Origin of the sequence: Streptomyces sp. SYP-A7185, from assembly GCF_046103685.1 — a bacterium.
Classification (GTDB): Bacteria; Actinomycetota; Actinomycetes; order Streptomycetales; family Streptomycetaceae; genus Streptomyces.
On the sequence record NZ_CP122310.1, the window covers coordinates 6843998 to 6857514 of the forward strand.

General features: G+C 72.1%; 9 protein-coding genes. 7 read left to right on the forward strand and 2 right to left on the reverse strand.

The window, feature by feature from the left end:
* Positions 1–22: 22 nt before the first annotated feature.
* The 3 genes from QBL25_RS30130 (at position 23) to QBL25_RS30140 (ending at position 2243) form a co-directional block, all read left to right on the forward strand.
* Complete coding sequence (locus QBL25_RS30130) at positions 23–637, forward strand: TetR/AcrR family transcriptional regulator (RefSeq protein WP_409060085.1); 615 nt, start codon at positions 23–25, stop codon at positions 635–637.
* Positions 638–780: 143 nt separating this feature from the next.
* The gene (locus tag QBL25_RS30135; protein ID WP_409060086.1) at positions 781–1482 is read left to right on the forward strand and encodes a ribonuclease HII; all 702 of its coding nucleotides are present in this window, start codon (positions 781–783) and stop codon (positions 1480–1482) included.
* Positions 1483–1559: 77 nt separating this feature from the next.
* The gene (locus tag QBL25_RS30140) at positions 1560–2243 is read left to right on the forward strand and encodes a hypothetical protein (RefSeq protein ID WP_409060087.1); all 684 of its coding nucleotides are present in this window, start codon (positions 1560–1562) and stop codon (positions 2241–2243) included.
* Between the two features lie 578 nt (positions 2244–2821).
* Here the strand turns inward: QBL25_RS30140 and QBL25_RS30145 are convergent.
* Both QBL25_RS30145 and QBL25_RS30150 read right to left on the reverse strand, forming a co-directional pair.
* Positions 2822–3463: a hypothetical protein gene (locus tag QBL25_RS30145; protein WP_409060088.1), complete on the reverse strand. Its 642-nt coding sequence runs from the start codon at positions 3461–3463 to the stop codon at positions 2822–2824.
* A gap of 213 nt (positions 3464–3676) precedes the next feature.
* The gene (locus QBL25_RS30150; protein WP_409060089.1) at positions 3677–5866 is read right to left on the reverse strand and encodes a RecQ family ATP-dependent DNA helicase; all 2190 of its coding nucleotides are present in this window, start codon (positions 5864–5866) and stop codon (positions 3677–3679) included.
* Between the two features lie 406 nt (positions 5867–6272).
* Here QBL25_RS30150 and QBL25_RS30155 point away from each other — a divergent pair, with 406 nt between their 5' ends.
* The 4 genes from QBL25_RS30155 (at position 6273) to QBL25_RS30170 (ending at position 13467) form a co-directional block, all read left to right on the forward strand.
* Positions 6273–7769, forward strand: coding sequence for a DUF4192 domain-containing protein (locus tag QBL25_RS30155; protein ID WP_409060090.1), 1497 nt, complete (start codon positions 6273–6275; stop codon positions 7767–7769).
* A 570-nt stretch (positions 7770–8339) separates the two neighbouring features.
* A complete protein-coding gene (locus QBL25_RS30160; protein ID WP_409062824.1) occupies positions 8340–10244 on the forward strand; it encodes a glycogen debranching N-terminal domain-containing protein in 1905 nt (634 codons plus the stop codon).
* Between the two features lie 167 nt (positions 10245–10411).
* The gene (locus QBL25_RS30165) at positions 10412–11173 is read left to right on the forward strand and encodes an NUDIX domain-containing protein (RefSeq protein WP_361843067.1); all 762 of its coding nucleotides are present in this window, start codon (positions 10412–10414) and stop codon (positions 11171–11173) included.
* Positions 11174–11376: 203 nt separating this feature from the next.
* The gene (locus QBL25_RS30170; RefSeq protein ID WP_409060091.1) at positions 11377–13467 is read left to right on the forward strand and encodes an ATP-binding cassette domain-containing protein; all 2091 of its coding nucleotides are present in this window, start codon (positions 11377–11379) and stop codon (positions 13465–13467) included.
* Positions 13468–13517: the final 50 nt, after the last annotated feature.

Sequence of the window (13517 nt, forward strand, 5' to 3'; positions counted from 1 at the left end):
GTACTTCAACGGAGAGATATCGATGGTTACTTCGCGCTGGAGCGCCGCAGCCGCTCAAACGGCCTCCCTGCGCCGCCGGGGCCCCGTGCTGGAACGGGCGATCCTCGAGGCCACGCTCGAGCAGCTCAGCACCGTCGGCTGGAACGGCCTGACGATGGAGGGTGTGGCCGCGGGCGCGCAGACCGGCAAGGCCGCCGTCTACCGCCGCTGGCCCTCGAAGGAGGACCTCGTCGTGGACGCGCTGCGGGCGGGCCTCCCGAAGCTCGACTCCGCGCCGGACTGCGGCGGTGTCAGGGAGGACCTCCTTCAGCTGTGCAGGCAGATGCGGGAGGCGATGTTCTCGCGGCCCGGCTTCGCGCTCCGGGCCGTGCTTCACGAGTGCGACACGGTGGCGGCCGAGCGCTTCCACGGAGTGATCTTCGACGGGGTCATCGAGCCGAGCGTGGGCCTCGTCAAAGAAGTCGTACGCCGTGGGGTCGAGCGCGGAGAGGTGCGCGCGGAGGCCATGAACTCCTACGTGTGCGACGTCATTCCGGCGATGATGATGTACCGCTCCAAGGTGTGCGGGAGCGAATGGGGGGACGAGGAGTTCACGGAGCTGATCGATCAGGTCATGGTCCCGATGCTCCGCCGGTAGGGCTGTCGGCAGCGCTCTCGGTAGATCCGTCGGTAAACCTGTCGGCAGCCCCATCAACAGCCCCGTCGGCAGACCTGTGGGGAGACCTGTGGGCAGACCTGGGTGTCGCGGGCGGTGCGCGGCGGCGTACGCTGTCTGGCGCCATGCCGTACGAACCACCCACCCACACCGTCGAGCGCTCCCTTCGCGCTACCACCGGAGCGAAGATCGTTGCCGGGGTCGACGAAGTCGGGCGCGGAGCGTGGGCGGGACCGGTCACCGTATGCGCGGCGATCACGGGCCTGCGCAGGCCGCCCGAAGGGCTCACCGACTCCAAGCTGATCACTCCCAAGCGGCGCACGACGCTCGCCGGGGAGCTGGAGAGCTGGGTCACCGCCTACGCCCTGGGCCACTCCTCGCCCGAGGAGATCGACGAGATGGGGATGACCGCCGCGCTGCGGCTCGCCGCGGTGCGCGCTCTGGAGGAGCTTCCGGTGCGTCCGGAAGCGGTGATCCTCGACGGGAAGCACGACTATCTCGGGAATCCCTGGCAGGTCCGCACGGTTATCAAGGGCGATCAATCCTGTGTGGCCGTCGCGGCGGCGTCGGTGATCGCGAAGGTTCGGCGCGACAAAATGATGGCCGAACTGGGTATCGAACATGCAGACTTCGGTTTTGCGGCCAACGCCGGCTATCCGTCGCCGGTGCACAAGGCCGCTCTGGCGGAGCGGGGGCCCACCCCGTACCACCGGATGTCGTGGGCGTATCTTGATGCGCTGCCCCAGTGGCGGCACCTCAAGAAGGCCCGCAGCTGGGCGGATGGAAGCGTTCCGGAAATCGAGGGCCAGCTCGGCTTCGACTTCTGACTCTTTCGGCAGTTCCACTCGCACTCAAGTGCCCCCCGCCGATGCCACTCGCACCGGCGTTTGATAAATAACAACGCATGCCTCTCAGTCCCGAGGAGCCTCAGATTCCCGAGAGTGCCCAGGGTGCCCGCGTGACCCCGGCCAGTGGCCGTGTCACGCCGTCCCCCCGTCCCGTACCCGGCCCGCGTCCCGCGGCCGCGCCGCGTCCTGGCCGACCGGGCCCCGCCCGGCCGACGCCGCCGGCGCAGCGCACGTCGCGTGAGCCGGCCGCCAAGCCCGGGCCGTCCGCCCCGGCAGCTTCCGGATCCTCCGCCGCTCCCATGGCTCCCGCTGGTTCCCCCGCGGGCTCCGCCACGGACGCCGGTGCTTCCGTACCGCAGATCCAGCTGATCCCGGCTTCCGTCGAGGGGGCGCTCGACGCCGCCGAGGAAGCCGTTGACCTGCTGCTCGACTCCGGCCGTGCTCCGGGTGAGGTCCTGGTGATCACCACCGGCGACCCGCACCCGTGGGCCACGCACGAGCTGTCGTTCGGCGAGGCCTCCTACTGGGCCCAGCACGACGCGGGCGACGACGTCTTCTACGCTGACGCCGCCGCCCTGGACCGTGCCGCGTCCCGTCCCGTGGTCGTCGTCGCCATCAACGGCGGCAGCGAGCAGATCGCGGTCGGCGCCCTGCCGACGGCGCTCACCCGGGCCGGAGCCCTGCTGATCGTCTGCGGCGACCCGCAGCGGATCAACGCGATGCTGGGCGCGGGCGTCTGACGTTCGCCGTCCGGCACGCCGCGTTCCGGGCTCCGGTTCCGACCGCCTGACCTTCGGGTCCGGGCGGACGGAGCCGGGCGTGGAGCGGCCGGCGTCCGGGGCATGGCCGGATGAACGGCCGAGTGAGCCTCGCAGTTGTGTGCGCCGCGTACGGCGTGCCGCAGCCGCGTTGGTCACGCACCGGTCCGTGCCGGGGACCGACCGTGGGCCGATGGCCCGCCGTATGTCGGTGGCCCGCCGTGGGTCGGTGGCTGGCCTTGCGTCGGTGGCCCGCCTTGATTCGGTTATCGGCCGTGAGCTGGTGGGCGGCTTCGCGTGGGTGGTTCGCCTTGCAGCGGTGACTGGCTCTGTGTCGGTGATCCGCCGTGTGTCGGTGATCGGCCCATGCGTCGGTGATCGGCCAGGTGTCGGTGATCGGCTCTGCGTCGGTGGCTCGCCTTGCAGCGGTGACCAGCCCTGAGCCGGCGCTCCGTGCCCTGAGCCAGCGGCCCGTCCTGTTTCGGTGATCGGCCCTGCGTCGGTGGCCCGTCTCGCGGCGGGATGGTGCGGAGGGCGCCTCACGTGGTGCGGAGGGCGCCTCAGCGTGCCGCCGCTCGGCGCAGTACGTCGGAAGCGGCGCCACCGGTGCGTATCGGTGGTGGCGGATCCGTTTCGGCGAAGGCCTCCGGGCGTGAGTCCGAGCTGGGCCGGCGCCCGCCGCGCCCCTCGCCGAGCACCTGCCAACCGTCACGGGTCAGCGTGATGTACGCACCGCACCGCAGGCCGTGCAGCGTGCAGGCGTCCCGCAGCCCCCACATCCACGCCCCGTCTTCCGGCGTCCAACGCGCGTCACCGTCACGGCAGTAGAGCAGGACGGCCGTACGCACCGGAGTGCGGCGCCGCAGATCGTGCGGGATCACCCGGCGCAGCTGCGCGAGCAGCGCGTTGCGGAACACCCAGCCGTCCGCGGCACTCGGCCGCCGGGTGAACGAAGCGCTGGCCCGGAGTCGCTCCTCGGGATCGAGGACGGCGACGACGGCCGTCGCGGGCGTCGGACGGTGCCGGGCGTGCAGCCCGCTGACGACCTCACGCGGATTGCGCAGCAGCGGGATCCCCGCGGCTGACCACTCCGCGGGCTCGAGCATCCGGGCCAGTCGGTTGGCGGAATCGGCGGACATCTCAGCCGACGTCGAGAACTCCGACATCGATGCCGCAGCGGACGGAGCGAATCCGAAGGTCACGGTCCTCCCTTCGGCTACGCGCCCAGAGGGCGGGGTCGGGCTGGGGAGCGCACCGCGGCACAGTCCTGCCGGGCCACGGGGAGCCGCGCGGGGAGCGATACCAATTCTTCCCGTCCGACTGCCCTGCGGCAACGAGCAATTGGGACCGCCGACCGGTATCTGGTGATGCGCCTTCTATATCCCTGCCCAAGGCGCCCCACATCGACGCTTGCGTCAGCCTTGCACGGCCAGGACCAGCGGCAACACCCCCTTGGCTCCGGCCCGGCGGAGCATGCGCGCGGCCACCGCCAGAGTCCAGCCGCTGTCGGTCAGATCGTCCACGAGCAGCACCGGGCCGTCCGCCTCCTGGAGCGCCGCGGCGAGCTCCGGGGGCACGGTCAGAGTGCCGTCGAGGGCGCGCAGCCGCTGGGCGCTGTTGCTCCTCGGCACATGGGCCGTGTCGGCTCCGGCGGCGTACTCGATGGAGCCGAGGAGCGGCAGGCGGCCGATCTCCGCGATCCGGGCGCCGAGTGACTGGATCAACTGGGGCCTGGTGTGCGAGGACATGGTCACGACGCCCGCCGGTCGAGGCTGTGCGTCGACGCTGCCCGAGGCCCAGCCCCCAGGGCCTTTGGCCCAGTCGGCCAGGACCCCGACCACGGCCTTCGCCACGTCGTCGGGCACCGGTCCGTCAGGGGCCTGCGGAGCCAGCATCGGCCGGAGCCGGTTGCCCCACCCGATGTCCGAGAGCCGGCCCAACGCACGGCCCTGGAAGGCCTGCTCCCCGACCGGAATTCGCCCCTTGAGGTCGACGCCGACCGCGGCGAGCCCGGTCGGCCACATCCTCCGGGGCTCCACGTCCACGCCCGCGCGGACCAGCTCGCCCCGCGCCGTGTCGAGCGCCCCGGAAGACACCGCGTCGGTGAAGCGGGCTCCCGCGCAGTTGTCACAGCGACCGCAGGGAGCGGCCGCCTCGTCGTCCAGCTGTCGCCGCAGGAACTCCATCCGGCAGCCGGTGGTCGTGGCGTAGTCGCGCATCGCCTGCTGTTCCGTCTGCCGCTGCTTGGCGACCCACGCGTACCGCTCGGCGTCGTACGCCCACGGCATCCCCGTGGAGGTCCAGCCGCCCTTGACGCGCCGGACCGCGCCGTCCACGTCGAGGACCTTGAGCATCGTCTCCAGCCGCGACCGGCGCAGCTCGACCAGAGGCTCCAGGGCGGGCAGCGACAGCGGTCGGCCCGCCTGCGCCAGAACGTCCAGCGTGCGCCGGACCTGCTCCTCGGGCGGAAAGGCGAGGGAGGCGAAGTAGTTCCAGATCGCCTCGTCCTCCTTGCCCGGAAGAAGCAGCACCTCCGCGTGATCGACACCGCGGCCCGCACGGCCGACCTGCTGGTAGTACGCGATCGGGGAGGAGGGGGAGCCGAGGTGCACCACGAAACCGAGGTCGGGCTTGTCGAAGCCCATCCCCAGGGCGGAGGTGGCGACCAGGGCCTTTACGCGGTTGGCGAGCAGATCCTCTTCGGCCTGCTGACGATCCGCGTTCTCCGTCTTTCCGGTGTACGAGGTGACGGTGTGCCCGCACTGCCGCAGGAAGGCGGTGATCTCCTCGGCGGCGGCGACCGTGAGCGTATAGATGATCCCCGAGCCCGGCAGCTCGTCCAGGTGGTCGGCGAGCCAGGCCAATCGGTGTGCGGCGTTGGGAAGTTCGAGGACGCTGAGGCTCAGGCTCTCCCGATCGAGGGGGCCGCGCAGCACGAGGGCGTCCGACGTGCCGCCGGTGCCCAGCTGCTCGGCCACGTCTGCCGTCACGCGGGCGTTGGCCGTCGCGGTGGTGGCGAGGACGGGGACACCCGGCGGCAGGTCGGCGAGCATCGTGCGCAGTCGTCGGTAGTCCGGCCGGAAATCATGCCCCCAGTCCGAGATGCAGTGCGCCTCGTCTACCACGAGGAGGCCGGTCGCCGCGGCGAGCTTGGGCAGGACCTGGTCGCGGAAGTCCGGGTTGTTCAGCCGCTCCGGGCTGACGAGCAGGACGTCCACGTCGCCCGAGGCGACCTCGGCCTGGATGGTCTCCCACTCCTCCGTGTTGGAGGAGTTGATCGTGCGGGCGCGAATCCCGGCTCGGGCCGCGGACTCCACCTGGTTGCGCATGAGCGCGAGCAGCGGGGAGACGATCACGGTGGGGCCGCTGCCCCGCTCCCGCAGCAGGGCCGTCGCGACGAAGTACACGGCGGATTTTCCCCAGCCGGTGCGCTGCACGACCAGAGCCCGTCGCTTGTCGGCGACGAGCGCTTCGATCGCGCGCCACTGGTCCTCACGCAGCCGTGGGCCGTCGGACGGCGGCGCCTCGTCGCTCGCGGACGCGGGGCCGCGGACGAGACGGGCGAGTACGGCATCGGCCGCCGTGCGCAGATCTTCGTTGCTCATGCCCCCATGCAACCCGATGGGTCTGACATTGCGCGAACGAGTCCACCGAGCTGTGGATAACTCTTGGCGTGCCCCTGACCGTACTTATCCACAGGGTAAACCGGAAGCTGGCGATCCGCGGGAGAGTCGGCGCATGGCGAACCACAGCGAACAGAACGAACCGATCAACTCGAGCAACTCGACCGACTTGAGCAACTCGACCAGCTCGACCAGCTCGACCAATGCGGACGTCCCGACTGACTCGGCCGTACCGGCTGACCTGACCGAGTCTGTCGACCGGGATCACTCCGGCGTCCCGATCACGCAGGATCACTCCGGCGGTTCGATCGGCCGGGATCACTCCGGTGGTCCGATGGGCCGAGGTGATTCCAGCAGTCCGATGGGCCGGAGCGACTCCGCTGACCCGGTGGACCGGGTCGATCTCACCGGTCTCACCAGCGGCCCCACCGGCTCCATCGACGAGACGACGGTCACCCTGCGCAGCCCGGCCGAGCTCGCGGATTCTCTGCCGTACCTGCTCGGGTTCAGGCCCGAGGAGAGCGTGGTCCTCATCGCCCTGCACGGCGAGCGGGGACGGTTCGGCGGCCGGGTGCGTCTCGGCATTCCCGGGCGAGAGGAGGACTGGCCGCCCATCGCGGAGCAGTTGGCCCAGTGTCTGGTGGGCGGCTGCGAGCGGCGCGGCGCCCGGCCCGACGGCATCGTCGCCTTCATCTGCGCGGAACCGGACGACGCCGAATCCGGACGGCAGGTCATGGAGCGGCTGCGACCGCTGGCGCAGGTGCTCCGCACGGCCTGCGGAAAGCTAGACGTCCCGGTGTTCGAGGTCGTGTGCATCTCGGCCGGCAGTTTCTGGACCTACTGCTGTCCGAACAAGCAGTGCTGCCCGCCGGAAGGAGTGCCCCTGATGCGGCCCGGCACCTCGGTCCTTGCGGCGGCCACGGCTTATGCCGGCCGCCAAGTGGGCGTCACGCCACGAGAGATCAGGGCACGGCTCTCTCCGTGGGAATCCGTCGCAGCGGCGGCGCAGGAGGCGGCGCTCGACACGGCGGGCCTGGCCATCGTGCACCGGATCCTGGAGGAGGACGGGCACACCGAGGTTGCCGCAGACACCCTTGACCTGGCCCGCAGGATCATGGCGCGCATCGTTGACGCGCCCCCGGTCAGGGACAGGCTGGAGTCGGACCTCCAAGACGACGAACTCCTCGCGCACGACGAGGCCGCCGCACTGATCCTCGGCCTCCAGGACCGCACGACACGCGATCGAGCCGCCGAGTGGATGGAGGGCGACACCGCCGCCCCGGCGCTTCGTCTCTGGAGGGCGCTTGCCCGTCGCTGCGTCGGGGCCTACGCGGAGCACGCGGCGGCACCGCTGTCACTCGCGGGCTGGGTCGCCTGGTCTCTCGGTGACACCACGGAGGGCCAGGAAGCCCTGGACATGGCGCTGTGCGCCGATCCGACGTACACCTTCGCGAAGCTTCTGCACCACGCCTGCACCGGAGACCTGGACCCTGAGCCGATCCGCCGCTGCTTGCGCAGGGAGCGAACCGACCGCGACACGGAGAGCCAACAGGAGAAGAACGGCCGGGAACAGGACGGCCGGGAGGAGGGGGGCTGGGAGCAGGCCGGCCGGGAGGAGGGCGGCTGGGAGCAGACCGACCGGGAGGAGAGCGGTAGGGAAGAGAGTCGCCAGGAACAGAGCGGCCAAGAGGGGGTCCAGGCCGAACTGCCGCTTTCCGCGAAGCCTTCGGACGGCACCGATGAGCCGGTGGGCGTCGCCCCGCGGCGCCGCCGCCCAACGACGCGGCCCAAGGGCGGCGCTGGTTCGCAGGCCACCGACAGGCCGAGGACCGGACCCCGGAACCGCCGTCGCACCATCCGGCGCACGACGAGGAACGACACATGACCGCGGGAGTCTTCCGGCGCCGGGGGACAAGGGGTAGAGGGGTGCTGCCTGGGCTGCCGTACGTGGCTGGCCAGGATCAGGGCCGGGGCCGGTCCCTGGACCGGGGTCGGGTCCGGGGCCGTGGGAGTGGCTTCCCGCCCCGTGGGCGTGACTTGGGGCAGGGCGGGTCCGTTCACCTGGGTGGCGGTACCTGCGCCCGCATCGACCCGCCGAACGACCCTCGACTTCCCGTAGCGCGGACAGCGCAGAAGAGGCCATCTCATGCCCCTGCCCGCCCAGCCTCCTGCCTCAGGCGGTGTCTCCGACGCTTCCGGAGCCTCTGCCGTCCCCGGTCTTTCCGCCCCGGCCAGCGCTTCCGGGACCTCCGGCGTCTCCGGCGTCCCCAGGGTGTCCGGCGTCTCTGGCGTCTCCGGCTCCGGAATCTCAGGTATCCCTGGTCTCTCCGGCAGAGAGGGGTCGCGGAGGCCCGCGCCGGGTTCACCGTTCCCTCCCGGCGTGCCCCCGCGGGTCAACGCGCCGCGTCGCCCGGCGCAGCTGCCGCCCGCGCACGCCACGTTGATCTGTGTCGCCATGCCCGCCCTCGCGATCTCGACGGACCAGGGGCAGTTGACCGGCAACGGACTCGAAGGGTTCTACCGCTCGGGGCGCAGGCTCCTGTCCCGCTGCCAGCTGCGTGTGGCGGGGCGCGAGCCGATCGCCGTGCAGGCGCGGATGCTCTCGGCCGACCAGGCACGCTTCATGGCGACGCTGCGTCCCTCCGCGGACGGCGGTCCGGATCCGGAAGTGACGGTCGAGCGGACCCGGTACGCGGACGGCACGGAGCGGATCATCCTGCGCAGTGTCGCGGGACGGCACCTGCGGCTCCCCGTGGAGGTGTCGCTCGGCACGGATCTGGCGGAGCTCGGAGGGATCGCTTCCGGCAATACCGGACCCGAACTGCCGCCCAGTGTTCACGACTCCGGGATGCGGTGGGCGTCACCGGCGGGCACCTGTGTGGTCACCGCGCACCCGACGCCGGCGGACGCGCTGGCCTCGGCGGGGCTGTTGCGCTGGGAGGTGGAGTTGCCGCCGGGCGGCACGTGGAGTCTGGAACTGCGGGTACGGCCGGAGGGAGCGGGCCCGGTGCGAGCGGGTGGTCACGGGACGTCGCGCTCCCTGGCCGCCGCGCGGGCCGCGGGCGAGGACCCCAGGGCCCGGACCCTGCTGGACCGATCCGTGGAGGATCTCCAGGCATTGCTGCTGAGAGACCCCGAGCATCCGACCGACCCCCACCTCGCGGCAGGGGCGCCATGGCGCTGCGGTCTCGCACCGGCCGAGGCGCTGGCGGCCGCGAGGATGGTCCTGCCGCTCGGTACGCGGATCGCCGTGGGAACCCTGCGCACGCTGGCCCGCCGCCAACTGACGGGCAAGGGGCCCAGGGTGGGAATGATCCCTGGGCCCCTGCGCAACGCGGGGCCGCATCTGCCGCCCGGGTGCACGGGGGTCGAGGCCACGCTGCTCTTCCCGGCGCTGTTGGCGGAGGCGTGGCGATGGGGGCTGCCGGCGCAGGAGATGGAGGAGCTGCTTCCGGCGGCCGAGCGGTGCCTGCGGTGGCTGCTCGCCATGGCGAGCGACGGCGGGCGCCTGCCGGACCCGTACCCCGGTGGGCCCGCGCGGTGCGAGACCCAGGCCCATGCCCACCGGGCCGCGCTGCTCGGCGCCGACCTGCTCGACGCGCACGGCCGACCGGGCGGAGGCGAGCTGCGGGAGTGGGCGGAGCGGCTGAGAGGTGTGTTCCGGGAGGACTTCTGGGTGCCGGATCGGGCGGGGGGCCGGCCCGCCGCGGCCTGCCTGCCCGACGGCCGCCCGGTGTCCCACCTGACGGGGGCAGCCGCGCACCTCCTCGACACGGGTCTGCTCGGATCGGGTGCGCTCGCGCCGGGACTCCTGGACAAGGTGCGGACCGAACAGCTCGCCCGGCTGCTGGGCGGGCCCGCCATGGACTCGGGATGGGGGTTGCGGAGCCTGGGCGCCAAGGAAGCCGCGTACAACCCTTTCGGACACCGTGGCGGGGCGGTGCGTGTGCATGAGACCGCGGTCGCCGTCTCGGGTCTGGCCGCCGCGGGCTACGAGAAGGAGGCGAGCGCGCTGCTGCGGGGTGTGATGGCGGCGGCCGAGACGTTCGGGTTTCGGCTGCCGGAAATGTACGCGGGGGAGCAGCGCACGGAAGGCAGCGCGCCGGTGCCGCACCCCGCCGCGTGCCGCCCTGCCGCCACCGCTGCGGCGGCCGGGGTGCAGCTCCTCGCGGCGCTCGCCGGGATCCGGCCCGACGCCCCGTCGGGGACGGTGACGCTGAGTCCGGTCCGTAGCGCGCCCCTGGGTGAGCTGGAGCTGACGGGGCTGCGCGTCGCGGGTGGCCCGTTCTCCGTGCGGGTGAGCAGGCTCGGCCTCGCGATGGTGGAGGAAGCGGCCGACGGACTACAGCTGGGGGTGTGACTGGAGCCAGGGGTGCGACCGGCAGAGGGAGGATCTGCGGAGAGTGCGAGGAGAGCGGCTCGCCTGCGGCGGGTGTGGCCGGAATCCGACGAGACGCCCGGTGAATCCGACCTGGATCGGATGCCGGAGGAGCTGTTTATCGTCAGGCAGACGACTATGATCGCGGCATGTCGCCCTACGACCCGTCGGCCTTCCCGCCCTTTGCTGTCACCGTCGATCTGGTCGTGCTGACCGTGCGTCGTCACGCGCTCTGCGCGCTTGCCGTGCGTCGGGGTGAGTCACCGTTCCAGGGCCGTTGGGCGCTCCCCGGCGGATTCGTGCGTGACGACGAGGACTTGTCGGCCGCCGCCGCGCGGGAGCTGGTCGAGGAGACGGGCTTGTGTGCCCACGACCCCGACTCGCCGGCTCAGGCGAACGGCGCGCACCTGGAGCAGCTCGCCACGTACGGCGATCCCAAGCGCGATCCGCGGATGCGCGTCGTCAGCGTCGCCCATCTGGCGCTCGCCCCCGACCTCCCCGCACCGCGGGCCGGCGGCGACGCGAACAGCGCGCGCTGGGCGCCGGTCGAGGCGCTGCTCAACCAGGGTGGATACGGCCGCGAGGGCGAGCAGGCGGCGCCGCTCGCCTTCGACCACACGCAGATTCTCGCGGACGGCGTGGAGCGCGCGCGTTCGAAGATCGAGTACTCGTCCCTGGCGACGGCCTTCTGTCCGCCGGAGTTCACCGTGGGCGAGCTGCGACGTGTGTACGAAGCCGTGTGGGGTGTCGTGCTCGACCCGCGCAACTTCCACCGCAAGGTGACGGGCACGCCGGGCTTCCTCGTGCCCACCGGTGGCACCACCACCCGCCAGGGCGGTCGTCCCGCCCAGCTCTTCCGCGCGGGCGGCGCGACGCTGCTCAACCCGCCGATGCTGCGGCCCGAGGTCTGAGGCAGGCGCGAAGGGTCGCTCCGCTGGTCACCTGTCGGTCTGGGTGTCTGCCCGGCCGCGTGAGGGACACCCGCGACCCACACCCTGACTGAAATGCCGGAAATATCGCGTTATCTTGCTGAAGTACCCACGGGGTTCGTCCGTCCCCGACCCGGCGGACGAACTCTGGCCGCCGAGCGGTCGCACATCCTGCGAGAGAAGCGATGATCCAGGCCATCGGACTGACAAGCAATCCCCGTCAGGAGCTGCCGCCCGCCGTCGACGACGTGTCCTTCGAGGCGCGGACAGGCCGTGTTACGGCGCTGCTCGGCGCGCAGGGCGCGGGCAAGACGACGGCGCTGAGGCTCATGCTCGAGATCCAACAGGGCCGAGGAGTCACCTACTTCAGAGGGCGACCGCTGCACCGCATCGCCCATCCGTCGCGTGAGGTGGGTGTCCTGCTCGGCGAGGTGCCGGGACACCCCGGACGCACGGTCCGCGGCCAGCTGCGCATGCTGTGCGCGGCCGCCGGTGTGCCCGTGGAGCGCGCCGACGACGTACTCGAAGTCGTGGGACTCGTCAGCCTGCGGGATCAGCGGCTCGGCACGCTCTCGCGCGGCATGGACCGCCGCCTCGGGCTGGCCTGTGCGCTGCTCGCCGACCCCCACACGCTGGTCCTCGACGGGCCTGCCGACGGGCTCTCGGCCAGGGAGGGCGGTTGGCTGCACGGCATTCTGCGCGCGCACGCAGCCCAGGGCGGGACCGTCCTGTTCTCCACGGCCGACGCCAAGGAAGCGGCGCGGACCGCCGATCGCGTCGTCACGCTCGAAGCGGGCCGGCTGGTCGCCGACCAGGACGCCGGAGACTTCGCCCGCACCCGGCTGCGCCCCCGCGTCGCGGTGCGCAGTCCGCACGCGGCACGGCTCGGCGCCCTGCTGTCCAAGGAGGCCCGCGCCGGTCAGCGCACCATCGAGGTGGTGACGGAGGACGGCAACCGGCTCTCGGTGTACGGCAGCAACTGCGCCGACATCGGAGAGACCGCCTTCCGGCACGGCATCCTCGTCCACCAACTCGCCGACGAGATCGGCGACGCGGGCCCCACTGCCGAGCCTGCCGTGCCGGCCACGGAGCCGACGCCCGCATCTCGGGCGAGGGAGGCCGTGGACGCGACCGAGGCGCCCACCGTGGCGGTGACGGCGGTCGGCATGCAAGCCGGTGCAGCGCCCCTGACCCCGTCCTCAGCCTCAGCCGCGGCGCCGACCTCAGCCGAGATGTCGCCCTCAGTCGCGACGCCGACCTCAGCCGAGACGCCACCCTCAACCCCGACGTCGCCCCCAGCCCCGACCACGCCCTCACCCGAGGATGAGCCCGCCCCCGCAGTCAAGAACCTCATCCCTCTCGCCACCACGGACTCCGCCCGCACCTCGGACTCTGCCCCCAGCACGGACCCCGTCCCCAGCACGGACCCCGTCCCCGCCACCGCCCTCAGCCGGCAGGCCCCCGTAGAGCCGTCCCCCTTGCCGCCGCCCATCTACATCCGGCCCGCCCGCGGTCCTCTCCGCCCCCTGCGCTACGAGCTGCGCCGCGCCACGGGTGTGAGCACCGCGTACCTCACCACGGCCGCCGTGCTCGCCGTCTCCACCGTCCTGTGCGTCTTCCTCGCCCGGAGCGGGCACACGCCGCAGCCGTACCTGCTGGCCGCCTGGCCGCAGGAACTTCCCCTGCCGCCCGCGGCCCTCGGCGCCGGACTGCTCGGCGCCCTCGCCTTCGGCGAGGAGTTCCGCCACCCCGCCCTGGCCGCCGACCGGGGCACCGTCCCTCGCCGCCTGGGTCTGCTCGGCGCCAAGTTGGTCGTCGCGGCCGCCACCGCGCTCCTGCTGGGCCTGCTGGTCCTGGGCTCCGACGCCGCGCTCCTGCACTTGGTATACGGCGAGGAGGTCGCGAAAGTTCCCTCCGACTGGCTCTCGCTGAGCGCGAGTTGGTTCGCCCTGGTGGCGGGATGCGCCTGGGCGGGAGTGCTCGCCGGAGGCGTCTTCCGGTCCACGACCGCCGGGCTCGCCGCGGTCCTCGCGGTGCCCATCCTCGTCGTACCGCTCGTACAAAAGGCCTTGGAGGGACCGTCTGTGCGATCGGCGGCCGGGCTTCCCGGGAGGCTGCGCGACCTCGCGCTGGTGCAATGGCCGTTCGGAGTCGAGCGATATCTGGCGGGCGGAGTCCGGATGGTCGCTCAACCCGTGGGTAGTGCACTGATGTTGTCGCTGACCGCTCTGCTCTGCGCTTATCTGCTCACAGGGGTGCGCGGCAGGGCTCGATAACGGCCGTTCGTCGCTTCCGTTCCCATGCTGCGCACAACTCCCCGTAGAAC

What these genes read in the sequence shown, in the direction of transcription:
- QBL25_RS30130 (WP_409060085.1), top strand. Translation starts at nt 23, where the DNA reads ATGGTTACTTCGCGCTGGAGCGCCGCAGCCGCTCAAACGGCCTCCCTG.
- QBL25_RS30135 (WP_409060086.1), top strand. Translation starts at nt 781, where the DNA reads ATGCCGTACGAACCACCCACCCACACCGTCGAGCGCTCCCTTCGCGCT.
- QBL25_RS30140 (WP_409060087.1), top strand. Translation starts at nt 1,560, where the DNA reads ATGCCTCTCAGTCCCGAGGAGCCTCAGATTCCCGAGAGTGCCCAGGGT.
- QBL25_RS30150 (WP_409060089.1), bottom strand. Translation starts at nt 5,866, where the DNA reads ATGAGCAACGAAGATCTGCGCACGGCGGCCGATGCCGTACTCGCCCGT.
- QBL25_RS30160 (WP_409062824.1), top strand. Translation starts at nt 8,340, where the DNA reads ATGCCCGCCCTCGCGATCTCGACGGACCAGGGGCAGTTGACCGGCAAC.
- QBL25_RS30165 (WP_361843067.1), top strand. Translation starts at nt 10,412, where the DNA reads ATGTCGCCCTACGACCCGTCGGCCTTCCCGCCCTTTGCTGTCACCGTC.
- QBL25_RS30170 (WP_409060091.1), top strand. Translation starts at nt 11,377, where the DNA reads ATGATCCAGGCCATCGGACTGACAAGCAATCCCCGTCAGGAGCTGCCG.